The sequence below is a fragment of the Paraburkholderia aspalathi genome (genome assembly GCF_900116445.1).
In the GTDB taxonomy this organism is placed as follows: domain Bacteria; phylum Pseudomonadota; class Gammaproteobacteria; order Burkholderiales; family Burkholderiaceae; genus Paraburkholderia; species Paraburkholderia aspalathi.
Genome location: NZ_FPBH01000047.1, coordinates 16,514 through 39,761 on the forward strand (window position 1 = coordinate 16,514; position 23,248 = coordinate 39,761).

General features: G+C 62.9%; 17 protein-coding genes. 12 read left to right on the forward strand and 5 right to left on the reverse strand.

Going from position 1 to position 23,248, the window contains the following annotated elements:
- The first annotated feature begins 45 nt into the window (after positions 1-45).
- The 4 genes from BM438_RS40785 (at position 46) to BM438_RS40800 (ending at position 6,592) form a co-directional block, all read left to right on the forward strand.
- Positions 46-1,833, forward strand: a complete 1,788-nt coding sequence (locus BM438_RS40785) for an acyl-CoA dehydrogenase C-terminal domain-containing protein (protein ID WP_093646485.1) — start codon at positions 46-48, stop codon at positions 1,831-1,833.
- 124 nt (positions 1,834-1,957) lie between these two features.
- A complete protein-coding gene (locus tag BM438_RS40790; protein ID WP_093646487.1) occupies positions 1,958-4,393 on the forward strand; it encodes a 3-hydroxyacyl-CoA dehydrogenase/enoyl-CoA hydratase family protein in 2,436 nt (811 codons plus the stop codon).
- A gap of 80 nt (positions 4,394-4,473) precedes the next feature.
- On the forward strand, positions 4,474-5,673 hold the full coding sequence (locus BM438_RS40795) for an acetyl-CoA C-acyltransferase (RefSeq protein ID WP_093646490.1): 1,200 nt from the start codon (positions 4,474-4,476) through the stop codon (positions 5,671-5,673).
- A 148-nt stretch (positions 5,674-5,821) separates the two neighbouring features.
- On the forward strand, positions 5,822-6,592 hold the full coding sequence (locus BM438_RS40800; protein WP_093646492.1) for an enoyl-CoA hydratase: 771 nt from the start codon (positions 5,822-5,824) through the stop codon (positions 6,590-6,592).
- 47 nt (positions 6,593-6,639) lie between these two features.
- On the opposite strand, the gene fdhD is transcribed toward BM438_RS40800, so the two are convergent.
- A complete protein-coding gene (gene fdhD, locus BM438_RS40805; protein WP_093646494.1) occupies positions 6,640-7,479 on the reverse strand; it encodes a formate dehydrogenase accessory sulfurtransferase FdhD in 840 nt (279 codons plus the stop codon).
- 158 nt (positions 7,480-7,637) lie between these two features.
- Between fdhD and BM438_RS40810 the strand changes: the two genes are divergently transcribed.
- Together BM438_RS40810 and BM438_RS40815 are read left to right on the forward strand one after the other, a co-directional pair.
- Positions 7,638-8,114, forward strand: a complete 477-nt coding sequence (locus BM438_RS40810; RefSeq protein WP_093646497.1) for a nitrate reductase associated protein — start codon at positions 7,638-7,640, stop codon at positions 8,112-8,114.
- 235 nt (positions 8,115-8,349) lie between these two features.
- Positions 8,350-11,460 (forward strand): sensor domain-containing protein, encoded by a 3,111-nt coding sequence (locus tag BM438_RS40815; RefSeq protein ID WP_093646499.1) that lies wholly within the window; start codon positions 8,350-8,352, stop codon positions 11,458-11,460.
- Positions 11,461-11,490: 30 nt separating this feature from the next.
- Here the strand turns inward: BM438_RS40815 and BM438_RS40820 are convergent, their stop codons facing one another.
- A complete protein-coding gene (locus BM438_RS40820; RefSeq protein ID WP_093646502.1) occupies positions 11,491-12,105 on the reverse strand; it encodes a glutathione S-transferase family protein in 615 nt (204 codons plus the stop codon).
- A 160-nt stretch (positions 12,106-12,265) separates the two neighbouring features.
- Between BM438_RS40820 and BM438_RS40825 the strand changes: the two genes are divergently transcribed.
- Positions 12,266-13,171, forward strand: coding sequence for a LysR substrate-binding domain-containing protein (locus tag BM438_RS40825; protein WP_093646504.1), 906 nt, complete (start codon positions 12,266-12,268; stop codon positions 13,169-13,171).
- Between the two features lie 215 nt (positions 13,172-13,386).
- The gene (locus BM438_RS40830) at positions 13,387-13,716 is read left to right on the forward strand and encodes a DUF4148 domain-containing protein (protein ID WP_093646506.1); all 330 of its coding nucleotides are present in this window, start codon (positions 13,387-13,389) and stop codon (positions 13,714-13,716) included.
- Positions 13,717-13,840: 124 nt separating this feature from the next.
- On the opposite strand, the gene BM438_RS40835 is transcribed toward BM438_RS40830, so the two are convergent.
- Positions 13,841-14,236, reverse strand: a complete 396-nt coding sequence (locus tag BM438_RS40835) for an acyl-CoA thioesterase (RefSeq protein WP_093646508.1) — start codon at positions 14,234-14,236, stop codon at positions 13,841-13,843.
- A gap of 170 nt (positions 14,237-14,406) precedes the next feature.
- Between BM438_RS40835 and BM438_RS40840 the strand changes: the two genes are divergently transcribed.
- Positions 14,407-16,296, forward strand: coding sequence for an ABCB family ABC transporter ATP-binding protein/permease (locus BM438_RS40840; RefSeq protein WP_093646511.1), 1,890 nt, complete (start codon positions 14,407-14,409; stop codon positions 16,294-16,296).
- Between the two features lie 60 nt (positions 16,297-16,356).
- Here the strand turns inward: BM438_RS40840 and murU are convergent, their stop codons facing one another.
- Positions 16,357-17,070, reverse strand: coding sequence for an N-acetylmuramate alpha-1-phosphate uridylyltransferase MurU (murU, locus tag BM438_RS40845; RefSeq protein ID WP_093646513.1), 714 nt, complete (start codon positions 17,068-17,070; stop codon positions 16,357-16,359).
- Positions 17,071-17,073: 3 nt separating this feature from the next.
- Positions 17,074-18,165, reverse strand: coding sequence for an aminoglycoside phosphotransferase family protein (locus BM438_RS40850; protein WP_093646516.1), 1,092 nt, complete (start codon positions 18,163-18,165; stop codon positions 17,074-17,076).
- A 221-nt stretch (positions 18,166-18,386) separates the two neighbouring features.
- On the opposite strand from BM438_RS40850, the gene BM438_RS40855 reads away from it, so the two are divergent.
- From BM438_RS40855 to pdxA, 3 genes are all read left to right on the forward strand, one after another.
- The gene (locus BM438_RS40855) at positions 18,387-20,744 is read left to right on the forward strand and encodes an LPS-assembly protein LptD (RefSeq protein WP_093646518.1); all 2,358 of its coding nucleotides are present in this window, start codon (positions 18,387-18,389) and stop codon (positions 20,742-20,744) included.
- A 67-nt stretch (positions 20,745-20,811) separates the two neighbouring features.
- Positions 20,812-22,173 carry a peptidylprolyl isomerase gene (locus BM438_RS40860; RefSeq protein WP_093646520.1) on the forward strand — a complete coding sequence of 454 codons (1,362 nt, stop codon included), beginning with the start codon at positions 20,812-20,814 and terminating at the stop codon, positions 22,171-22,173.
- 5 nt (positions 22,174-22,178) lie between these two features.
- Positions 22,179-23,189 carry a 4-hydroxythreonine-4-phosphate dehydrogenase PdxA gene (gene pdxA, locus BM438_RS40865; RefSeq protein WP_093646522.1) on the forward strand — a complete coding sequence of 337 codons (1,011 nt, stop codon included), beginning with the start codon at positions 22,179-22,181 and terminating at the stop codon, positions 23,187-23,189.
- The last annotated feature ends 59 nt before the right edge of the window (positions 23,190-23,248 follow it).

The following is a 23,248-nucleotide window of genomic DNA, read 5'->3' on the forward strand; positions in this document are numbered from 1 at the left end:
GACTCAGCTAACGGCCTGGCTCCTTGTCAAACTTGGGAGAGAGTCATGGGACAGTACGCCGCGCCGCTGCGCGACATGCAATTCGTGTTGCACGAGCTGCTTAACGTCGAAGCCGAGATCAAGCAGATGCCGAAGCACTCGGATCTCGATGCGGACACGATCAACGCCGTGCTCGAAGAGGCCGGCAAGTTCTGCTCCGAAGTGCTGTTCCCGCTCAATCACAGCGGCGACCAGGAAGGCTGCACGTACGTCGGCGACGGCGTCGTGACCACGCCGAAGGGCTTCAAGGAAGCCTACAAGCAATACGTGGAAGCCGGCTGGCCGGCGCTCGGCTGCGATCCGGACTACGGCGGCCAGGGCCTGCCCGCGTTCGTGAACAACGCGCTGTATGAAATGCTGAACTCGGCGAACCAGGCGTGGACGATGTACCCGGGCCTGTCGCACGGCGCGTACGAATGTCTGCATGCGCACGGCACGCCGGAGTTGCAGCAACGCTATCTGCCGAAGCTGGTCGCGGGCGTCTGGACCGGCACGATGTGTCTGACCGAGCCGCACTGCGGTACCGATCTCGGCATCCTGCGCACCAAGGCCGAACCGAACAGCGACGGCTCGTACGCGATCAGCGGCACGAAGATTTTCATCTCCAGCGGCGAACACGATCTCGCGGAGAACATCGTTCACCTGGTGCTCGCGCGTCTGCCGGATGCGCCGAAGGGCACCAAGGGCATTTCGCTCTTCATCGTGCCGAAGTTCGTGCCGAACGAAGCGGGTGAACCGGGCGAGCGCAACGGCGTGAAGTGCGGCTCCATCGAACACAAGATGGGCATTCACGGCAATGCGACTGCCGTGATCAATCTGGACAACGCGAAGGGCTGGCTGGTCGGTGAGCCGAACAAAGGCTTGAACGCGATGTTCGTGATGATGAACGCCGCGCGTCTGGGCGTTGGCATGCAGAGCCTGGGCCTGACCGAAATCGGCTATCAGAACTCGCTCACGTACGCGAAAGAGCGCCTGCAAATGCGTTCGCTGACCGGCCCGAAGGCGCCGGAAAAAGCGGCTGACCCGATCATCGTGCACCCGGACGTGCGCCGCATGCTGCTCACGCAGAAGGCCTATGCCGAAGGCGCGCGCGCGTTCTCGTACTGGTCCGCGCTGCACATCGACAAGGAACTGTCGCACGCCGACGAATCGGTGCGTAAAGAAGCGGCGGATCTGGTCGCGCTGCTCACGCCGATCCTGAAAGCATTCCTCTCGGACAACGCGTTCGAGAGCACCAACCACGCCATGCAGATCTACGGCGGCCACGGCTTCATCACCGAGTGGGGCATGGAGCAATACGTGCGCGACGCGCGCATCAACATGATCTACGAAGGCACCAACGCGATTCAGGCGCTCGACCTGCTCGGCCGCAAGATTCTCGGCGACATGGGCGCGAAGATGAAGAAGTTCGGCAAGCTTGTGTCGGATTTCGTCGAAGCCGAAGGCGTGAAGCCGGAAATGCAGGAGTTCATCAACCCGCTCGCCGACATCGGCGACAAGGTGCAGAAGCTGACGATGGAAATCGGCATGAAGGCGATGCAGAACCCGGACGAAGTCGGCGCTGCCGCCGTGCCGTATCTGCGTACCGTCGGCCACCTGGTGTTCTCGTACTTCTGGGCGCGCATGGCGCGTATCGCGCTGGACAACGAAGCATCGGGCGATCCGTTCTACAAGGCGAAGCTCGCGACCGCACGCTTCTACTTCGCGAAGTTGCTGCCGGAAACGGCCATGACCATCCGTCAGGCGCGCGCCGGTTCGAAGTCGATGATGGACGTCGAAGAGTCGCTGTTCTAAAGCACACACTTCACGGCAAGCGCCACGCCTTCAGAAGGCGTGGCGCCTTCCACCGCCACAAGTCACACATCGCGAAACATAAGAGACACCTTCGCGACACCGCATAACTCCCCGGAGGAACGACGTGAGCAATCTGATCATTCGCAAGGTCGCTGTGCTCGGCGCCGGCGTGATGGGCGCGCAGATCGCAGCGCACCTGATCAACGCCAAGGTGCCCGTGCTGCTGTTCGACCTGCCTGCCAAAGAAGGCCCGAAGAACGCGATTGCCCTGAAGGCGATCGAGAATCTGAAGAAGCTGTCGCCTGCGCCGTTCGGCGTGAAGGACGACGCGCAATACATCCAGCCCGCGAATTACGACGACGACATCGAGAAGCTCGCCGAGTGCGACCTCGTGATCGAAGCGATCGCCGAACGCATGGACTGGAAGCACGACCTGTACAAGAAGGTGTCGCCGCACATCGCACCGAATGCGATCTTCGCGACCAACACGTCGGGTCTGTCGATCACCGAACTGTCGAACGGTTTCTCGGATGAACTGAAGGCGCGCTTCTGCGGCGTGCACTTCTTCAATCCGCCGCGCTACATGCACCTGGTCGAACTGATCCCGACCGCGACGACGCGCCCGGAAATCCTCGACCAACTCGAATCGTTCCTGACGAGCGTGGTTGGCAAGGGCGTCGTGCGCGCGAAAGACACGCCGAACTTCATCGCCAACCGCGTGGGTATTTTCTCGATCCTCGCTGTTATCACCGAAGCCGCGAAGTTCGGTCTGCGTTTCGACGAAGTGGACGACCTGACCGGCTCGCGTCTGGGCCGCGCGAAATCGGCAACGTTCCGCACGGCGGACGTGGTCGGTCTCGACACCATGGCGCACGTCATCAAGACGATGCAGGACACGTTGAAGGACGACCCGTTCTTCCCGGTCTACGAAACGCCGCCCGTGCTGGCTGAACTGGTGAAGAAGGGCGCGCTGGGTCAGAAGACCGGCGGTGGCTTCTACAAGAAGGAAGGCAAGGCGATCAAGGTGCTCGACCCGAAGACGGGCGCGTACGTCGACGGCGGCGCGAAAGCCGACGAACTGGTGGGCCGCATTCTGAAGCGCCCGCCGGCAGAGCGTCTAAAGCTCCTGCGCGAATCGGAGCATCCGCAAGCGCAATTCCTGTGGTCGATTTTCCGCGACGTGTATCACTACATTGGCGTGCATCTGGAATCGATCGCCGACAACGCACGTGACGTCGATCTGGCGATTCGTTGGGGTTTCGGCTGGAACGAAGGTCCGTTCGAAGGCTGGCAGACGGCCGGCTGGAAGCAGGTCGCCGAATGGGTGCAGGAAGACATCGCGGCAGGCAAGGCGCTGTCGAACGTGCCGCTGCCGTCGTGGGTGCTGGAAGGTCCGGTTGCAGAGAAGGGCGGCGTGCATACGAACGAAGGTTCGTGGTCGCCGGCTTCGAAGACTTTTGTGCCGCGCTCGTCGCTGTCGGTCTACGACAAGCAGGTGTTCCGTGCCCCGCTGGTCGGCGAAACGTCTGCTGATCCGAAGACCTACGGCAAGACGCTGTTCGAAACCGACGCTGTGCGTGCGTGGGTCGACGACCGTGCCGGCGAGAACGACGTCCTGATCGTGTCGTTCAAGAGCAAGATGAACACGATCGGACCGTCGGTGATCGACGGTCTGACGCAAGCCATCGAACTGGCCGAGAAGGACTACAAGGGTCTGGTCGTGTGGCAGCCGACGTCGCTGAAACTCGGCACGCCAGGCGGCCCGTTCTCCGCAGGTGCGAACCTCGAAGAAGCCATGCCCGCGTTCATGATGGGTGGCGCGAAGGGTATCGAGCCGTTCGTGAAAAAATTCCAGCAAGGCATGCTGCGCGTGAAGTACGCGAGCGTGCCGGTCATCTCGGCTGTGTCGGGCATCGCGCTCGGCGGCGGCTGCGAGCTGGCGCTGCATAGCGCGAAGCGTGTCGCGCACATCGAAAGCTACATCGGTCTGGTCGAAGTCGGCGTGGGTCTCGTGCCGGCGGGCGGCGGTCTGAAGGAAGCGGCACTGCGCGCGGCAGAAGCCGCAACCGCAGCCGGCGCGACCAATGACCTGCTGAAGTTCGTGCAGAAGTCGTTCGAAAACGCGGCAATGGCGAAGGTCTCGGCCTCGGCACTCGATGCTCGCGCAATGGGCTACTTGAAGCCGTCCGACACGATCGTCTTCAACGTGTTCGAACTGCTCGACATCGCGAAGAAGGAAGCGCGTGCGCTGTCCGCCGCGGGTTACCGTCCGCCGCTGCGTGTCACGCAGGTGCCGGTGGCGGGCCGCTCGGCGATCTCGACCATCAAGGCATCGCTCGTCAACATGCGCGACGGCCGTTTCATCAGCGAGCATGACTACCTGATCGCCAGCCGTATCGCGGAAGCGGTGTGCGGCGGTGACGTGGAGGCCGGCAGCCTCGTCGACGAAGAATGGCTGCTCAAACTCGAGCGTCAAGCGTTCGTCGATCTGCTCGGCACGCAAAAGACGCAGGAACGGATCATGGGCATGCTGCAAACCGGCAAGCCGGTGCGTAATTAACGCGGCGAGCGACCGCAATAAATTGCATGGGACGGGAGTAAGCGCTAAAGCGCTAACTCTGGTCGACAAAGGAGCTTCAAATGGCAAAGCAATTGCAAGACGCATACATCGTCGCCGCGAGCCGCACGCCGATCGGCAAGGCGCCGCGCGGGATGTTCAAGAACACGCGCCCGGACGAACTGCTGGTGCACGCGATCAAATCGGCCGTGGCGCAAGTGCCCGGCCTCGACACCAAGGTAATCGAAGACGCCATCATCGGCTGCGCGATTCCTGAGGCCGAGCAGGGCCTGAACGTCGCGCGCATGGGCGCGCTGCTGGCGGGCCTGCCGAATACGGTGGGCGGCGTCACGGTGAACCGCTTCTGCGCTTCGGGCCTCACTGCGCTGGCTATGGCGGCTGATCGTATCCGCGTCGGCGAATCGGACGCGATGATCGCGGGCGGCTGCGAATCGATGAGCATGGTGCCGATGATGGGCAACAAGCCGTCGATGTCGCCGCATATCTTCGATCGTAACGAAGACATCGGCATCGCCTACGGCATGGGCCTGACCGCGGAGAAGGTCGCCGAGCGCTGGAAGATCAGCCGCGAAGCGCAAGACGCGTTCTCGGTCGAATCGCATCGCCGCGCCATCGCTGCGCAGCAAGCCGGTGAGTTCAACGACGAAATCGCCGCGTACACGATCACCGAACGTTTCCCCGATCTCGCCACCGGCGAAGTGCGTATCAAGACGCGTGAAGTCGCGCTCGACGAAGGCCCGCGTGGCGACACGTCAATGGAAGGCCTTGCCAAGCTGCGCACTGTGTTCGCTAACAAGGGTTCGGTGACGGCCGGCAACAGCTCGCAGACGTCGGACGGCGCGGGCGCGCTGATCGTCGTGTCGGAAAAGATGCTGAAGGAGTTCAACCTGACGCCGCTCGCCCGTTTCGTCAGCTTCGCCGTGCGCGGCGTGCCGCCGGAAATCATGGGTATCGGTCCGAAGGAAGCGATTCCGGCCGCCCTGAAGGCCGCCGGCCTGAAGATCGAAGACATGGACTGGATCGAACTGAATGAAGCATTCGCCGCGCAATCGCTGGCGGTGATTCAGGACCTCGGCCTCGATCCGTCGAAGATCAACCCGCTCGGCGGCGCGATTGCACTCGGCCACCCGCTGGGTGCGACCGGCGCGATTCGTGCGTCGACGGTGGTGCACGGCCTGCGCCGCCGCAACTTCAAGTACGGCATGGTGACGATGTGCGTCGGCACCGGCATGGGCGCGGCGGGCATCATCGAACGCCTGTAATCATGTTCGCTCAGATTCAAGCGGTGATCCTTGTCGCGATCGCTGCGGTAATCCCCGCAGCGGTTCCCTAGGGATCGCGGAAACGGTTCGCAGGCCGCCTGGCTTGCGAACCGTTTTTTCATTCAGCAGTAACCAGGAGTACGAGGAGATGACAATGGATATTCTGGTCGAGCGCGCCGACGGCGTGCTGACGATTGCCTTCAACCGGCCCGAAAGGAAAAACGCGATCACGGCTGCGATGTATCAGACGATGGCCGACGCATTGGTCGAAGCGCATTGCGATACATCGATCCGGGCGATTCTGATTCGCGGCGGCGCCGGCATTTTCAGCGCCGGCAACGATCTCGAAGATTTCATGAAGAAGCCGCCAGGCGGCGAAGACGCGCCGGTATTCCAGTTCCTGCGTGCGCTCAGTTCGGCGGAAAAGCCGGTGGTGGCTTCGGTGGCGGGCCCGGCAGTCGGCATCGGCACGACGCTCCTGCTGCATTGCGATCTGGTCTACGCGGCGAACACGGCGAGCTTTTCGCTGCCGTTCACGCAACTCGGGCTCTGTCCGGAAGCGGCGTCGAGTTTGCTGTTGCAGCGCGTGGCCGGCTATCAGGCCGCAGCGGAAAAGCTGCTGCTCGGCGAAGCGTTCGACGCCGCCGAAGCGCACCGTATGGGTTTTGTGAATCGCGTGCTGCCCGCGGCTGAGGTCGATGCGTTTGCAGCTGCGCAAGCGGCGAAGCTGGCGGCGCTGCCGGCGTCGTCGCTGCGGGTGACGAAGAGTCTGATGAAGCGCGCGAGCCAGCATGAACTGCAAACGCAGATGAGCGAGGAAGCGATGCACTTCGGCAAGATGCTGATCGCGCCGGAAGCGCGCGAAGCGTTCAAGGCATTCTTCGAGAAGCGCAAGCCGGATTTCCGGCAGTTCGACTGAAGCGGTGGCGTTCAGGCGCCTGAATCATTTTCAGGCGCCTCGCGCACTCAAGCTTGCGTCGGCTGCAAAGTGTCGTAGTCGACGTAGCTGGTTTCCCGGCAGAAGCTGACCAGCCGTACGCCCGCTTTGCGGGCAATCGCAATTGCCAGCGAAGACGGCGCTGAAATCGTCGCGACCATCGGCACGTCGACGCGCGCCGCCTTGCGCACCAGCTCGTAGCTCGCACGGCTCGACAGAAACACAAAACCTTCCCGAGTATCCACGCGATCGAGCACCAGCTGGCCGATCAGCTTGTCGAGCGCGTTGTGGCGGCCGACGTCTTCGAACGCGTAGCGGATCGCGCCTGCCGCATCGCACCATGCGGCGGCGTGCAGGCCGCCGGTCAGGCGCGTCAGCGCCTGGTGTTCCGGCAATTCGCGTGCGGCACGCGCGATCGCATCCGGTGCCAGCCGTTGCAGAAAGCCGGTGTCCGGCACGCGTTCCGGTTTCAGATCCAGCAGATCGATGCTTTCGATCCCGCATACGCCGCAGCCGGTGCGCCCGGCGAGCGCGCGGCGCCTTTCCTTCAGCGCGACGAAAGCTTGCTGCACCACCTTCAATTGCACTTCGGCGTGCGGCAATTCGTCATCGTCGTGCAGCTCGACCTCGATGTCCTGAATGTCGCTGCCGCGTTCCACGATGCCTTCCGAAATCGCAAAACCGACCGCGAACGCTTCCAGGTCGCGCGGCGTGCACATCATCACCGCGTGCGAGATGCCATTGAAGACGAGCGCTACCGGCCATTCCTGACCGACGTGATCGGTGACGGTTTCGACCGCTGCGCCGCGATGCCGGTGCACCTGGCGCTCCACGGCGCCCGTCTGCCCGTCTGTGTCCAGTTCGTTCAAGCGACTTCACTCCTTTCATGCTGCGCGTGTCTCTGTGGCTTGCAGCGTTGCCCTGCGGCGCGAAGCAGCGCCAGACCACGCCGCCATCGCGCGAATAAGGTTCTAAAATACCTCAAGCTGGGCTTGCGCGTTGCCCGCCACCAAAGAGGAATACTGTCATGGGACTCAACGAAGCACCGCTTCTGTTCAACTTCGAAGTCGCGTCCTCGGAGAATTTCACCTACATCCCGATGTCGGTGCGCTTCAATCTCGATCGTTTCGGGCTGCGCATCACCCTTGAGCAGTGGCAAATGCTGCCGCTCGAAGACCGCAAGCTGCTTGCGCGATTTCCGGTCGAAGAAGACGCGGAAATCGAGCCGAATTTCGACCACGCACTGTTCGAGATGCTGCGCACGCACGCGAATGTCGAGCCGGAGTGGTTCACGCCCGAGGACGCGCCTGCCTGGCGCCGCACGGATGCCGTGCCGGACGGCGTAGTGCATCAGGCGGGGCTGGCCGGCCTGCCCACGCCGCGTGTCGCGCAGTGGGCCGAACTCGAGCCGTTCAAGCGCTACGTCCTCGCCAAATTGTCGCGCAAGCCGGAAAGCAACCACGACTTCGTCCCGGCGATGAGGGAATTCGGTACAGCCGGTTAGGCGCTGCTGGCTACTACAGACCACCCAGGGACGTCCGGCCAGCCGCTGCCGCCCAGGCACCTCCAGCCAGACGTCCCCAGCTCAATCCGCGAAATATTTCGCCTCGCCCCCTCAATCTGTTCCGAACCCTGCCGTTATCCATGGGTTGGCGCGTAAAAAGACTCGACCCGGTGCGACCCGACGCACCGAAAGCGACCCGCGCTCCCGCCCTCAGAACGATTGACGTTCGGAACCCATGACTCCTTTTTTATCGAAGCGGCTGCTGATCAATCTGGCGGTCGTCGCCGCGGCGGTCGGCGCGAACGCGTTCGTCGCCTATACGCAGATTTGCGGCCAGCGCGACGCCGACGCGCGCATGCTGCGTTCGACGAACGTGCGTCAGAATCTCGACGCATACCATACGGCGCTCGACGGCGGGCTGGCCGCGCTCGGCCGTTTCGAAGCAACGGGTGAGGCCGCGCCTGTCAACGAGGCAGCCGCCATGGCGGCTTCGCTGGCCGGTCTGGAGCGCGAGTTGCGCAACGAGCTCGCCGGCGAACCGGCCATGCTCGACACGCTCGCAAGGCTGAGCGTGGACAGCCGCGCGCTGCAACACGATATCGATGACGCGCTCCTGAAGAGCGCCAGCGCCACGCCGGATGAGTCGCGCGCGTGGGCGGCCTCGGCCTATACGCATCTCGGGCTGGGTCTCGGTCGTGTGGAAGACGCTCTGGCGGCGTTGCGCAAACAGGAGAACGAGGCGCTGCAGGTGTCGCTCGCGAGTTCCGCGAACGAAACCCAGCGCGCCATGTTTCTGCTGATCGTGACGATGCTGGCAGGCAGCGCGCTTCTGATTTTCACGTTCGGCGCCCGCGAAAGCAGCGCGCGCGAGAAACTGCGCACGGTGCGCGCGCTCGGCCGCAACGATGAGCGCTTCCGCGGCCTGTTCGACGACCATCCGGTGCCGATGTACATTTTCGATCGCGAGACCTTGCGCTTTCTTGCCGTCAACGCGGCGGCGATTCAGCAATACGGTTACTCGGAAAGCGAATTTCTCGGCATGACGATTCGCGCGATCCGGCCGAATGGCGAAATCTCGCGCCTCGAATCGCACATGCAGCGCAGCGACACCGCTCAACACGGCCGCACGATGGCGGGTGTCTGGCATCACCGGCGCAAGGACGGCTCGATGATCAGCGCCGACATTTCGTATCACGCGCTCAACTTCATGGGCCGCGCCGCTTTCTTCGTGCTGGCCGACGACGTCACCGAGCAGATCAACACCGAAGCCGAAGCGCAGCGTTCGAACCAGATGCTCGAAACGGTGATGGACAACATCCCGCAGCGCATTTTCTGGAAGGATCACGAGTCGCGCTATCTCGGCTGCAATATGGCGTTCGCGCGCGATGCGGGGCTTTCTTACCCCGAGCAGGTGGTGGGCAAGAGCGACAGCGACATGCCGTGGCGCGCCTTCGCCGACCTGCTGAACGAGCACGACAAGGAGGTGGTGACCACCGGCGTGCCGAAGATGAGTTTCGAGGTCGACCTGGTGATCGACGGTGTGCACCGCACCACGGTCACGAGCAAGCTGCCGTTCACCGACGGCGACGGCCGCGTGATCGGCGTGCTCGGTTCGTATACGGACATCACCGAGCGCAAGCGCGCCGATCTGGCGTTGCGTCTGCAAAGCCGCGCGCTCGATGCGAGCGTCAACGCGATTCTGATTACCGCGCCGTCGCCGGCGGGCAATCTGATCGAATATGTGAACCCCGCGTTCATGCGGATCACCGGCTACGATCCCGCCGAAGTGATCGGTCACGATTGCCGCGTGCTGCAGCGCGACGACCGCGACCAGGAAGGCGTCGCCTTGATCCGCCAGGCGCTCGCCGCGAATCGCGAGGTGAGCGCCGTGGTGCGCAACTATCGCAAGGACGGCGCGCTGTTCTGGAATCAGCTGTTCATTGCGCCCGTGCCGAACGCAGAGGGCGTGATCACGCACCACATCGGCGTGATCAATGATGTGACGGATCTGATCCGCTATCAGGAACAGCTCGAGTATCAGGCCAACTACGACAGTCTCACGCGCCTGCCGAACCGCAACCTGCTGCGCGATCGTCTACAGCACGCGTTGATCGTGGCGCAGCGGCATCATAAGGGCGTCGCGGTCGTGTTCATCGATCTGGACGGTTTCAAGAACGTCAACGACAGCCTCGGCCATAGCGTCGGCGACCGCTTGCTGAGCGTGGTGGCCGAACGGCTCGCCCGTTGCACGCGGACCAGCGACACGGTCGCGCGGCACGGCGGCGACGAGTTCGTGATCGTGATGACCGATACCGTCGACGAGCAGTCGCTGATCGCGTGGATGGAGCGGGTGCGCGCGTCGATTTCCGAGCCGGTCTGGCTCGACGGCACAGAGTTGTATGTCGGTTGCAGCATGGGCGCGAGCCTCTTCCCGCAGGACGGCGAAGACGCGGAAACGCTGATGAAAAAGGCCGACCTCGCGATGTATCGCGCGAAGGACATGGGCCGCAATACCTTCCAGTTCTACCAGCCGGAGATGAATGCGAGCGCGGGTGCGCGCATGAATCTCGAACGGCGTTTGCGGCGGGCTTTGCGTGACAATGAGTTCCTGCTGCACTACCAGCCGCAGGTGGATATCGTGAGCGGGCAGATCGTCGGCACGGAGGCGCTGGTGCGCTGGCGCGATCCGGAAGTCGGCTTGGTGCTGCCGTCGCTGTTCATTCCGGTCGCCGAAGAGAGCGGGCTGATCGGGCCGCTGTCGGAATGGGTCTTGCGCGAGGCGTGCCGCCAGAACAAGGCCTGGCAGGACGAAGGACTGCCGCCGGCGCGGGTGTCGGTGAATCTGTCGGCGCGCGTTTTTCAGCAGCGCGATATCGCGAAGCTCGTCATGCAGGTGCTCGCCGAGACGGGGCTCGAACCGCAGTATCTCGAACTTGAGCTCACCGAAAGCACCATCATGCGCAATGCCGAGGAGGCGGTGTTGATGCTCAACGAGCTGCACGCGCTCGGCATCGGTCTTGCCATCGACGACTTCGGCACCGGCTATTCGAGTCTCAGCTATCTGAAGCGCTTCCCGGTGGACCGGTTGAAGATCGACCGCTCGTTCGTGTCGGATATCGGCGTGTCGGGCGACGATGAAACGATCACCTCCGCGATCATCGCGCTCGCGCATTCGCTGAAACTGCAGGTGATCGCTGAAGGCGTGGAGACATCGGCGCAACTCGACTTTCTGAAGGAGCGTGCCTGCGACGAGATGCAGGGCTTCTATTTCGCGAAGCCGATGTCGACGGACGCGATTTCGGCCTTGTTTCAGGGAGGAGTGGGGCGGGAAGCGGAGACGGTGTAGTTCGGCGTCCCGCTCCCCGCCGCGTGTGCCTCAGGCGGCCGGCGTATCGAGGAACACCGGCAGTTGTTCGGCTACCTCGGAAAACGCCTGCAAGTGGGGATACGCCGCTTTGGTGACGATCTCCGAAATGTACATTTGCGTGAAATTCCAAGCGACGGCCACCGCCACGTCCGCCGCACCAAAATGGTTCGGTTCGACCGGCAACGGGGCCGACGCGAGTTCCTCTTCGAGTTCGCGGTACGCGGCGTGCAATTGCTCGGTCACGCGATCGACCCACGGCTCGTGCTGTTTGCCCGCCGGGCGCAGATTGCGTTCGTAGACGATTTGCACAGTCTTTTCACTGGCGGCCAGCGCGAGGCCGGTAAGGCGCGCGGCGCGCAGGCAGTGCTCCGGCTGTGACGGGAAGATCCGCTGATCCGGCGCGGCGAGCGTGGCGAGATACTGCAGGATCACCGTCGAGTCCATCACGCTCTGGCCGTTGTCGAGGATCAGCGTCGGCGCTTTCACAACCGGGTTGATCTTCGCGAACGCCTCATACGTGCTGAACACGGAAATCGACTGGTGCTCGAAGTCGAGTTTCAGCAACTTCATGCAGATAGCGACGCGGCGCACGTAGGGCGAATCCAGCATTCCGATCAGTTTCATCTTATTTCCGTTAGAAGATCTATAAGGTTAGCCTGAGCGGGCGAAGAGGCGGCTGTTCGCTTGCCAGACGGAGCTTGTGATGCATCAGACCAATAGATTAAAGCGCTCGGCGAGGCAAAAAAAGCGACATTAATCGACGGTTTACGTCAGAATTTCTTACATGAAGCCGATCCCACCCCTCACTGCTTTGCGCTGCTTCGAAGCCGTCGCCCGCCTGGGCGGTGTGACCCAGGCCGCGCGCGAATTACATGTCACGCACTCCGCGGTGAGCCAGCAGATCAAGGTGCTGGAAGATTCGATGGGCGTCGCGCTGTTCGTACGCGAAGCGCGTGGCCTGCGGCCCACCGAGGAAGGCCGGCTCTACGCGCTGGAAATACGCTCGGCGTTGCGCGACATTACGCGGGCGACGCGCCGAGCGCAGGCGCGGCCCCACGAAAGCGAATTGATCATCGCGACCGTGCCGTCGTTTGCGCAGCATTGGCTCGTGCCGCGTCTCGCGAGTTTCCGCGAGATGCACCCGTACTACCGGGTCCGTCTGCTGACGAGTCTGCAGGTCGAGGATTTGCGCCAGGGTGTGAGCGACATTGGCATTCGCATGGGCCAAGGGCATTGGCCCGATGTCGCGCAGCAGAAACTGTTCGACGACGAAGTGCTGGTAGTCGCGGCGCCACACTTCACGCTCGCGCCGGGGGGGCGCCTCCCCGTTACAGCCGAGGACGTGATCGCGTGTCCGTTGATCTCCAGCCCCAACACGCCGTGGGCCGAATGGTGCCAGGCGGCGCAGGTGGCGGAGCCGGCCGCCGAGGCGGTCGTGCTGTCTGCAAACGATTCGAACATCGTGCTGGGCGCGGTCTTGCTGGGGCAGGGCATTGCGCTCGAACGGCGCAGTCTGGTCGCGCATGCGCTGGCCCGCGGTGATCTGGTGCAGATCACCGATATCCGCGTGCCGTACCGGTATCCGTACTGGCTGGTGTGGCAGCAACGCGAGACGCTGAACGCGAAGCAGGCGCATTTTGCGCAGTGGATCGAAGCGCAGGTCGACGGCTATTTGCGTAGCGGCGGGTGAGATTCCAGGACGATTGGCGCGCGCAGACTTTCGCTTACGGGGGGATTACCGGTTTGCGCGCGAGGGGCACTCGTATATATTTGGGATTCCCATCTCTGACTTCGCTGGGAACCACGAAGCATCGATTCACGTGGCGTTGCGCCCGCTTTTCGCTGCTCGCACTTGGTCACGGGCGTTTCGCCGTCGAATATTTGCCAATCCGACTGGAGAGAGAAATGACGTCTTCACCTGCAAAGAAATGGGCTGTGTTGTTGACATCGGTTGTACTGAGTGTGGCTTCGGTTGCACCGGTGTTCGCGCAAACCGCCGGTAGTGCGCCGGCGGGTGATGAAGCCGCTGCCGCCGCGCCGTCGGCCGCCGCATCGAAGGCCGCTGCCAAGGCGCAACGTAAGGCCGCTCGCAAGCAGGCGCGGGCGAAGAAGAACGCCGAGTTGAAGCAACTGGAAAGCAACGGGTACAACCCGTCGCGCAACGATCCGAACTATCCGACGGATCTGCAGAACGCGCAGAAGAAGGCGGCAGCGGGCGCGGCGGCGAGCCAGTAAGCGGCTGCGGGCCGGATGAAGGTTGCCGGCTCTGTTGTGCTTGCGCTGGGGATCCCGGCAAAGTACGACGTATGAAACCAAACGAGGCGCCCAGGCGCCTCGTTTTTCGTTCAAATTCCGCCGCTCAATCGAGCACCGGCAGCGCGCGCGGGCGCCGGTCACTGTCGGTTGCGACATAGGTCAGGGTTGCCTCGGTGACCTTCACGAGCTCTTCGGTCAGGCTCATGCGCTGCGCGTAAACCTCGACCGCCACCGTCACCGACGTGGTGCCCGTCTTGACGATATCCGCGTAGAAGCTCAGCAGATCGCCGACGAACACCGGCTGCTTGAAGACGAACGAATTGACCGCGATGGTCGCCACCCGCCCATTGGCGCGGCGGCTTGCCGGAATCGAGCCGGCAATGTCCACTTGCGCCATGATCCAGCCGCCGAACACGTCGCCGTGGACGTTCGCGTCCGACGGTTGCGGCATGACGCGCAAGGCGCAAGGCTTTTGCGGAAGTTGAAGAATATCGGTCATGGGGATGAAAAGCGGCGCCAGCCAGCTTCTGCGACAATAGAAAGATCAGGAATTGTACGGGAAAGCGCCCAGCCGGGTCGCGCGACATAAAGCAGGATGCCACCTTGGCACGCTGCCGGTCGGCGCTCCTGCGAGCCTCCGTCGCTTCCACACTCTCCCCAGCCGATCCCATGCGCCGTACGCCCTCGTCCGAACCATCCCCGATCTCGACCCAGCCGCGCAACGACTGGCAAACGATCCTGTCGCTGCTGCCCTACCTCGCCACCTATAAATGGCGCGTCGGCTTCGCACTGAGCTGTCTGATCGGCGCGAAGGTCGCCAATCTCGGGGTGCCGATCGTGATGAAACGGATCGTCGACAGCCTCGCGTCGGTGCAGCATCTCACCGCGCTCGGCCGCGCGCACGATTCGCCGGCCATCGTGCTGCTGGGCGGCGTCGGTTTGCTGGTGGTCGCCTATGCGGTGGTGCGGCTGTCCACGTCGCTCTTTACCGAACTGCGCGAAATCCTGTTTTCGAAGGTGACCGAAAGCGCGGTGCGGCAACTCGCGCTGAAAGTGTTCCGCCATCTGCATGCACTGTCTTTGCGGTTCCACCTCGATCGGCAGACGGGCGGCATGTCGCGCGATATCGAACGCGGCACACGCGGCATCACTCAACTGATTTCGTATTCGCTGTACAGCATCTTGCCGACCCTGGTCGAAGTCGGCCTCGTGCTGGGTTTTTTCGTCGTCAAATACGAGGCGTATTACGCGATCGTCACGTTCATTGCGCTTGCCGTGTACATCACGTTCACTGTGAAAGTCACCGAGTGGCGCACGCATTTTCGCCGCACGATGAACGACCTGGATTCAAAGGCGAATTCGCGCGCGATCGATTCGCTGCTCAACTACGAGACAGTGAAGTACTTCGGCAACGAAGAGTGGGAAGCGCACCGTTACGACGAAAACCTCAAGCGCTATCGCACGGCCGCGATTAAATCGCAGCGCTCGCTGTCGGCGCTGAACTTCGGGCAGCAGGCGATTATCGGCACGGGGCTCGTGTTCATTCTGTGGCGCGCGACCGAAGGCGTGATGGCCGGGCGCCTCACGCTCGGCGATCTGGTGTTGATCAACACCTTCATGTTGCAGCTCTATATTCCGCTGAATTTTCTCGGCGTCGTGTATCGGGAGCTGAAGCAAAGCCTCACCGACATGGACCGCATGTTCACGTTGCTTGGCGCGGCCCAGGAGGTGCCCGATGTGCCGGACGCGCCCGAGTTGCGGGTGAGCGGTGCGCAGGTGCGCTTCGAGCATGTGAACTTCTCGTATGAGCCGGCGCGGCAGATTCTGCACGACGTCAGCTTCGCGATTCCGGCGGGCGCCACCACGGCGGTGGTGGGCCATAGCGGTTCGGGCAAATCGACACTCGCGCGGCTGATGTTCCGCTTCTACGATCTGGACCGGGCGACGGGCGGCGCGATCACCATCGACGGTCAGGATATTCGTGACGTCACACAGGATTCGCTGCGTGCTTCGATCGGCATCGTGCCGCAGGATACGGTGCTGTTCAACGATTCGATCTACTACAACATTGCTTATGGCCGCCCATCGGCCACGCGCGAGGAAGTGATCGCGGCGGCGCGTGCGGCGCATATTCACGACTTCATCGAAGGGCTGCCGAAGGGGTACGAGACGCCCGTCGGCGAGCGTGGCCTGAAGTTGTCCGGTGGAGAAAAGCAGCGTGTCGCGATTGCGCGGACCATCCTCAAGAATCCGCCGATCCTGCTGTTCGACGAAGCGACGTCGGCGCTCGATTCGCGCTCGGAGCGCGCGATCCAGCACGAGCTCGATCAGATCGCCCGCGAGCGTACGACGCTGATCATCGCCCACCGGCTTTCGACAGTTGTGCACGCGCAGCAGATCATCGTGATGGACAAAGGACGGATCGTCGAGCGTGGGACGTACGCCGAGTTGCTGCAGGCGAACGGCTTGTTCGCGCAGATGTGGGCCTTGCAGCAGCAACGTGCCGCAGAGGCGCCGGAGTCGGCTGAAACGGTGGGTGCGGGGGATGGCGGGCGGTGAGTTTTGCGGCGGCGTTGGGCGGCGTGTTATCGCTTCCTGCCGCTCATCACCCTCGAGTACTCAGCGTGCACTCACACGCTGATCTAAAGCCTGCAGTTGCGCCGGCGTACCGACATTTTCCCACAATCCTTCATACAACTCGCCGCTCGCGAGACCGTTTGCAATCGTCGCGCGATAGTAAGGCGTGAGCGCGCGCCGCGTGCCGCGCGGCAGATCGCGAAACATACGCGTGTCGTACAGACCGATATTGCCGAACGTAAAGCGCGGTTGCGCCTCGAGCGACAGCACGCCGTCGACCAGACCAAAGTCGCCGTTCGGATGAAACGCCGGGTTCGGCACCATCACAAGATGCATGCCGGGTTTGCGCAATGCCGCCAGCGTCTCAGCGCGAGCGTTCAGCGCGGCGTAATCGAAATCCGCGTACACGTCACCGCTTACCGCGACGAACACTTCGCTAGCGCCGTCATCTTCGAGCAGCGGCAACGCCTGAACGATCCCGCCGGCCGTTTCCAAGGCTTCATGCTCGGCTGAATAGCGCAATTGCACCCCCCAGCGCGAACCGTCGCCGAGCGCGGCCTCGATCTGTTCGCCGAGCCACGCGTGATTGATCACAATGGTTTGAAAACCGGCGTGCGCGAGACGTTCGATCTGCCACACGATCAACGGCTTGCCACCCACTTCGAGCAAAGGCTTCGGGCATGTGTCGGTCAACGGACGCATGCGCTCGCCGCGCCCGGCGGCGAAGATCATCGCTTTCTTCAGAGACATCGTCATCGGTCAGAACGTGTAGCCGACTTCATTCGCGCGGCCTTCGAGCTCGTCGAGCAGCTTCGCGAACGGACGCAGCGGCGCATAGCGTTCCGCGACCTTGCGGGCATAGCCGATGAAACGCGGCAGATCTTTCATGTAATGCGGCTTGCTGTCGCGGTAATTGATCCGGCAGAACAGCCCCAGCACCTTGATGTGCCGTTGCAGACCCATCCATTCGAGCTGGCGGTAGAACTCTCCGAAATCCGCATCGACCGGCAGCCCGGCTTTTTTCGCGCGCTCCCAGTAGTACACGAAGCAATCCAGCTCGAACTCTTCGTCCCAACTGAGGAATGCATCGCGCAGCAAGGAGGCGACGTCGTACGTGATCGGGCCGTACACCGCGTCCTGGAAGTCCAGCACGCCGGGATTCACGGGGTTCGGCAGGGCAGCGACCATCAGATTGCGCGGCATGAAATCGCGCAGCATGAACACTTGCGGTTGCGCCCGGGCGCTCGCGATCAGCAGCGCGAAGGTGCGATCGAGCAGCGCACGGGTCTTATCGTCGACCTCGCGGCCCAGATGGCGGCCGATGAACCACTCGGGCAGCAACTCCATCTCGCGGCGCAGGAAGGCTTCGTCGAACGGCGGCAGCACGCCTTCGCGCGAGGTGAGCTGCCAGCGGATCAGCGCGTCGAGCGCGTCGTGCATCAGCGAGCGGGCGCGACGCGGGTCGTCGCCGTTTTGCGCCTCGGTCAGCGCGCCGAGGTAGGAATCGGTGCCCAGATCGGTGACGAGCATGAAGCCGGCGTCGAAATCGACCTCCAGCACGCGCGGTACATGTACGTTGGCGGCCTCGAGCAACTGTGCGATTTGCACAAATTCGCGGCACTTTTCGGGGGGCGGGGCATCGACAGCGATCAGGGTGCCGGTGCCTTCGCCTTCCGCCGCCTTACCGGCGAGCCGGAAATAGCGCCGGAAACTGGCGTCGGACGAAGCCGGGAGAAGCGTGCCGAGATCAAGCGCATAGCGCGCTGCGTGGGCGTTCAGCCAGGCCTTGAGCAGTTCGAGGCGGCTGTCGGAGTAATCTTGGGTAGCGTTTTTGGCAGGGGGGAGCGTCATGAAAACCGGCAGCAAATTCAGAGGGGCAACGTCTTGCCATATAATACCCCACGACTTTTTTGACGCGACTCACGCCAGCTTTCGCGTGTCCGCTCTACCGCCCGCCTCATCGTTCGACAGATTGTAAATATTGATGTGCAGCCGACTGTCACGGTCGGGATGTGCAGGCGGTGGATCGTGACTACAAAAGCTGACGGACGGGCCGATTCGCCAAACGATACATGCCGCCTAGACAGCTTTCCCAAACGACTCCCTCTTGTGCTGTAGTCCCGCGCAAAAGGCGGCTCGTCGCGGCGTTGATCGCCGTTCCGGGCCTGATGCCCGCGCTTGCGCACGCCCAGCTGGTGGGGGAAGCCGCGCAGCCGCAACCTATCGACGCGCCATGGGGCATGCAGCTCGCCCCGCAGCTCGAAGAACATCCATTGCAGACCGGCCAGAAGGCGGCCACCTTTGTGCTCGGCGACACGACGAGCGGCACCACCGACCAGGACATGGCCGCGAAAGGCTCGGCCGAGGTGCGGCGCAATACCTTCGTGATCAAGGCCGACGCGCTGCACTACGATCAGGACACGGACATGGCCGACGCATACGGCCAGGTTTTCCTGAACAACAACGGCGCCGCGTTCACCGGCCCGGAAGCGCATATGCGGGTGGACTCGAGTGAAGGCTTCATGTCCGCGCCGAAGTACCACTTCAACGTGACGGGCGGCTCGGGCAGCGCGGAGCGCGTCGACCTGCTCGACAGCGAACGTTCGGTGTTCACGAAGGGCACATACACGGCTTGCTCATGCACGGACAAGCCGGGCTGGTATCTCAAGGGCAGCGAGTTCGATTTCGACACCGGCGCGGACGAAGGCGTTGCGTACAACAGCGTGCTGTTCTTCCAGGGCGTGCCGGTATTCGCTTCGCCGTGGTTGTCGTTCCCGCTATCGGGCGATCGGCGCAGCGGGGTTCTGCCGCCCACGTTCTCGCTGAGTTCGTCGAACGGCTTCGAACTGTCGGTGCCGTATTACTTCAATATCGCACCGAATCGCGACCTGACCGTGACGCCGCGGCTGATCTCGAAGCGCGGCGTGCAGTTGCAGTCGACCTTCCGTTATCTGTCGCCCACGTACTCGGGCTCGATCACCGGTGAATACCTGCCGGACGACCGTCTGACGAAGACCAACCGCTACGCGCTGTACATCCAGCACAACCAGAACTTCGGCAACGGGTTCGGCGGTTACATCTACTACAACAAGGTCTCGGACAACACGTATCCGGAAGACCTGTCGTCGTCGGTCAGTCAGTTCATGAACGGCACCCAGCTCCTGTATCAACAGGAAGCCGGGGTGACCTATAACAACGGCCCGTGGTCCGTGCTGGCCCGTGAACAGCACTGGCAGACGCTGACGCCTTCGGTGGCGCCGTACGGCCGCGAGCCGCAGTTGAACGTGAAGTACGCGAAGTACAACGTCGGCGGTTTCGACTACGGCGCGGAAGCCGACTACACGAACTTCCGCATCACCACCGCGGACACGACCCAGGGTCAGCGGGTGATGTTCAACCCGTACCTGTCGTATTCGGTGGTCGGACCGGGTTACTTCGTTACGCCGAAGGTGCAGTGGCACTTTGCGTCGTACAACCTGAACAACATCACTACGGCCGGCACGCCGAAGAATTTCACCGAGTCGATCCCGACGCTCTCCTTTGACACCGGGCTGATTTTCGACCGTTCGGTGCGGATCTTCGGCGAGGATTACATCCAGACGCTGGAGCCGCGGCTCTACTACGTCTATACGCCGTACCGCAACCAGGAAAACGCGCCGTTGTTTGATACGGCTGACTCCGACTTCGGGCTGGCGGAAATCTTCACGCCGAACACCTTCGTCGGTAACGACCGGATCGCCGACGCGAACCGTCTGACCGCGGCGATTACCACACGCTTCATCAACCCGGCCACGGGCGACGAACGCGCGCGTTTCGTGATCGCGCAGCAGTATTACTTCCAGGATCAGCGCGTCACGCTGCTGCCTACGCAGACCAGCACGCAGGCCACGCACTCGGACCTGATCGCGGGTGCGTCGCTCAAGCTCGGCGCCGGTTTCGCGTCGGAAACTGCGTTCCAATATAATGCCGACAACAACCAGTTGACGAAGACGAGCATCGGCTTCGGGTTCAGTCCGGCCAGCGGCAAGGTGATCAATGTCGCGTATCGCTACACCCGCGCGAACACCACGCTGGATAACCAGCCGATCAACCAGGTGCTGATTTCGGGCCAGTGGCCGCTGACGCACCGTGTGTACGGGGTAGGCCGTTTCAATTACGACCTGGGCGGGCATCGGATCGTCGACGGTCTGGTCGGCCTGCAATACGACGCTGACTGCTGGACGCTCGGCGCCGGGATCCAGCGCTATGCGAACGGTCTGAATACGTCGGGGCAGAATCAGTCGAGCACGCGGTTTCTCGCGCAGTTGACGTTCAAGGGCTTGTCGAGCGTCGACAACGGGCTGATTTCCGCGTTCCGCAGCAGCGTGGCGGGCTATACGCCATTGCCCCCGCCGCCGCCGCCGGAAGCGCGTTTCACCAATTACGAATGACGCTCGCCCGATCATTTATAGCATGCGAAAAGACGGGCCAGGCGCGCCCGACATCATTGGAGTATCTGTGGCAATCATGAAAAAGCTTCGCTTGGCAACGCTTGCGGCCGGTCTGGTCGCCGCGGCGTCTTTCCTGTCGGTTGCGCCGGTTCAGGCGCAGGCGCTGTCCGGCAATAGCGGCCAGACGGTCGACACCATTGCCGCAGTGGTCAACAACGGTGTCATCACGCGGCGCGAGCTCGACGAGCGCATCGGCCTGATCACCCGCCGGTTGAACCAGCAGAACGCGCCGGTCCCGCCGATGGACCAATTGCGCCAGCAGGTGCTCAACCAGATGGTGCTGGAACGCATCCAGCTGCAGAAGGCGAAAGAAGACGGCATCAATATCGACGACGCCGCTGTGCAAAAAACGCTCGAGCGGCTCGCGCAGGCGAACAACCTGACACTCGAGATGTACCGTGCGCGTATCGAGGCGCAAGGCGTGCCCTGGACCACCTTCACGAACGACGCGCGCACCGAACTCACGCTCTCGCGTCTGCGTGAGAAGGAAGTGGACAGCAAGGTCACGGTGTCGGACGCCGAGGTCGCGAACTACATCGCCAGCCAGCGCGGACCGAACTCCGGTCTGACGAGCGATCTGCACATTCAGCACATCTTCCTGAAGGCGCCGCTGAACGCCTCGGAAACCGACATCGAAGCCGCGCAGCAAAAGGCTCAGGCGCTGCTGACCGAAGCCAAGGGCGGCGCCAACTTCGAAAAGCTGGCGAAGTCGAATTCGCAAGCACCGGATGCCTCGAAAGGCGGCGATACGGGTTTCGTGACGCCGTCCAAGCTGCCGCCTGAGTTCGTCAAGGCCGCCTCGTCGCTGCGCCCGGGCGAAGTCAGCCCGGATCTGATCCGTACCAACGACGGCTTCGAAATCGTGCGCCTCGTCGATCGTCGCGCGGGCCAGGGCACCAGCTCCGATGCACCGAAGCTCGTACAGACGCACGTTCGCCACATTCTGCTGCGCGTCGGCGACGGCATGTCCGAGCCGCAAGCGCGTCAGAAGCTGCTCGAAATCAAGAACCAGATCGCCGCAGGCGGCGACTTCGCCAAGTTCGCGCACACCTACTCGCAAGACGGTTCGTCGTCGCAAGGCGGCGACCTCGGCTGGATCAGCCCGGGCGAGACGGTACCGGAATTCGAGCGCGCCATGAACAACCTGCAGGACGGTCAGATCAGCGACCCGGTGCGCAGCGAATACGGCTATCACCTGATTCAGGTGATAGGCCGCCGCGAATCGGAAGGCTCCGTTTCGCAGCAGATGGATCTGGCGCGTCAGGCAATCGGCCAGCGCAAGGCGGAACAGGCCTACGCCGACTGGTTGCGCGAACTGCGCGATACCGCCTATGTGGAAGTGAAGCCGCAGTTGACGAGCGCGCAATAAACGTCATGACAAGCGCCGCGCAGTCCACCAGCCTGCCGTTGCAGATCGCGATCACGACCGGCGAGCCTGCCGGCGTCGGTCCCGAGCTGACCGTGCAGGCGCTGGCGGGCGCGGCGGCGCATTGGCCCGGCGCCGAGTTCACCGTGCTGGGCGATGCGGATTTGCTGGCGGAGCGTGCGCGTGCGGTAGGCGTCGACTGGGCTGCGCTGGTAGCGGACGGCAAGCGCGTGCGGGTGCAGCATCGGCCGCTCGGCGCACCCTCGCTGGCCGGCAAGCTGGACGCCGCCAACGGCCGCTACGTGCTCGATCTGCTCGACAGTGCGATCGACGGCGCCGTGGCCGGCACCTTCGACGCCATCGTTACGGCGCCGCTGCAAAAAAGCACAATCAACGATGCCGGTGTGCCGTTCACCGGGCACACGGAATACCTCGCCGAGCGCACGCACACGCCGCGCGTGGTGATGATGCTGGCCGGCACCGGCAAGCGCCCGTTGCGCGTTGCCCTCGCTACCACGCATCTGCCGCTCAAAGACGTCTCCGCCGCGCTGACGATCGAAGGCATCGTCGAGACGCTGCGCATCATCGATCACGATCTGCGCCACCACTTTGGCCTGCCTGCGCCGCGTATCCTCGTGACGGGGTTGAACCCGCATGCGGGCGAAAACGGCTATCTGGGCCGCGAGGAAATCGAGGTGATTTCTCCCGCCCTGAAGCTCGCGAACGATCAAGGCATCGACGCGCCTGGCCCCTATCCGGCAGACACCCTGTTTCAGCCGCGTTATCTGGAGCAGGCCGATTGCGTGCTGGCGATGTTCCACGACCAGGGCCTGCCAGTGTTGAAGTACGCAACGTTCGGCGAAGGCATCAACATCACGCTCGGCTTGCCGATCATCCGCACCTCGGTCGATCACGGCACCGCGCTCGATCTGGCCGGCACCGGCCGTGCCGACTCGGGCAGTCTGATCGCCGCGATCGATACGGCGGTTTCGATGGCCCAACACCGCCGCGCGGGCTGATCCAGCGATTGCGGCGCGATTTGGTTCGCGCTTTTCTGGGTTTTCCTTTCCGGGTGCCT

Excerpts from the sequence above, each read along its gene's own strand:
- BM438_RS40785 (WP_093646485.1), top strand. The coding sequence starts at position 46 with ATGGGACAGTACGCCGCGCCGCTGCGCGACATGCAATTCGTGTTGCAC.
- BM438_RS40795 (WP_093646490.1), top strand. The coding sequence starts at position 4,474 with ATGGCAAAGCAATTGCAAGACGCATACATCGTCGCCGCGAGCCGCACG.
- pdxA (WP_093646522.1), top strand. The coding sequence starts at position 22,179 with ATGACAAGCGCCGCGCAGTCCACCAGCCTGCCGTTGCAGATCGCGATC.
- murU (WP_093646513.1), bottom strand. The coding sequence starts at position 17,070 with ATGACGATGTCTCTGAAGAAAGCGATGATCTTCGCCGCCGGGCGCGGC.
- BM438_RS40830 (WP_093646506.1), top strand. The coding sequence starts at position 13,387 with ATGACGTCTTCACCTGCAAAGAAATGGGCTGTGTTGTTGACATCGGTT.
- BM438_RS40840 (WP_093646511.1), top strand. The coding sequence starts at position 14,407 with ATGCGCCGTACGCCCTCGTCCGAACCATCCCCGATCTCGACCCAGCCG.
- BM438_RS40820 (WP_093646502.1), bottom strand. The coding sequence starts at position 12,105 with ATGAAACTGATCGGAATGCTGGATTCGCCCTACGTGCGCCGCGTCGCT.
- BM438_RS40855 (WP_093646518.1), top strand. The coding sequence starts at position 18,387 with ATGCCGCCTAGACAGCTTTCCCAAACGACTCCCTCTTGTGCTGTAGTC.
- BM438_RS40810 (WP_093646497.1), top strand. The coding sequence starts at position 7,638 with ATGGGACTCAACGAAGCACCGCTTCTGTTCAACTTCGAAGTCGCGTCC.
- BM438_RS40825 (WP_093646504.1), top strand. The coding sequence starts at position 12,266 with ATGAAGCCGATCCCACCCCTCACTGCTTTGCGCTGCTTCGAAGCCGTC.
- BM438_RS40800 (WP_093646492.1), top strand. The coding sequence starts at position 5,822 with ATGACAATGGATATTCTGGTCGAGCGCGCCGACGGCGTGCTGACGATT.
- BM438_RS40850 (WP_093646516.1), bottom strand. The coding sequence starts at position 18,165 with ATGACGCTCCCCCCTGCCAAAAACGCTACCCAAGATTACTCCGACAGC.
- BM438_RS40815 (WP_093646499.1), top strand. The coding sequence starts at position 8,350 with ATGACTCCTTTTTTATCGAAGCGGCTGCTGATCAATCTGGCGGTCGTC.
- BM438_RS40835 (WP_093646508.1), bottom strand. The coding sequence starts at position 14,236 with ATGACCGATATTCTTCAACTTCCGCAAAAGCCTTGCGCCTTGCGCGTC.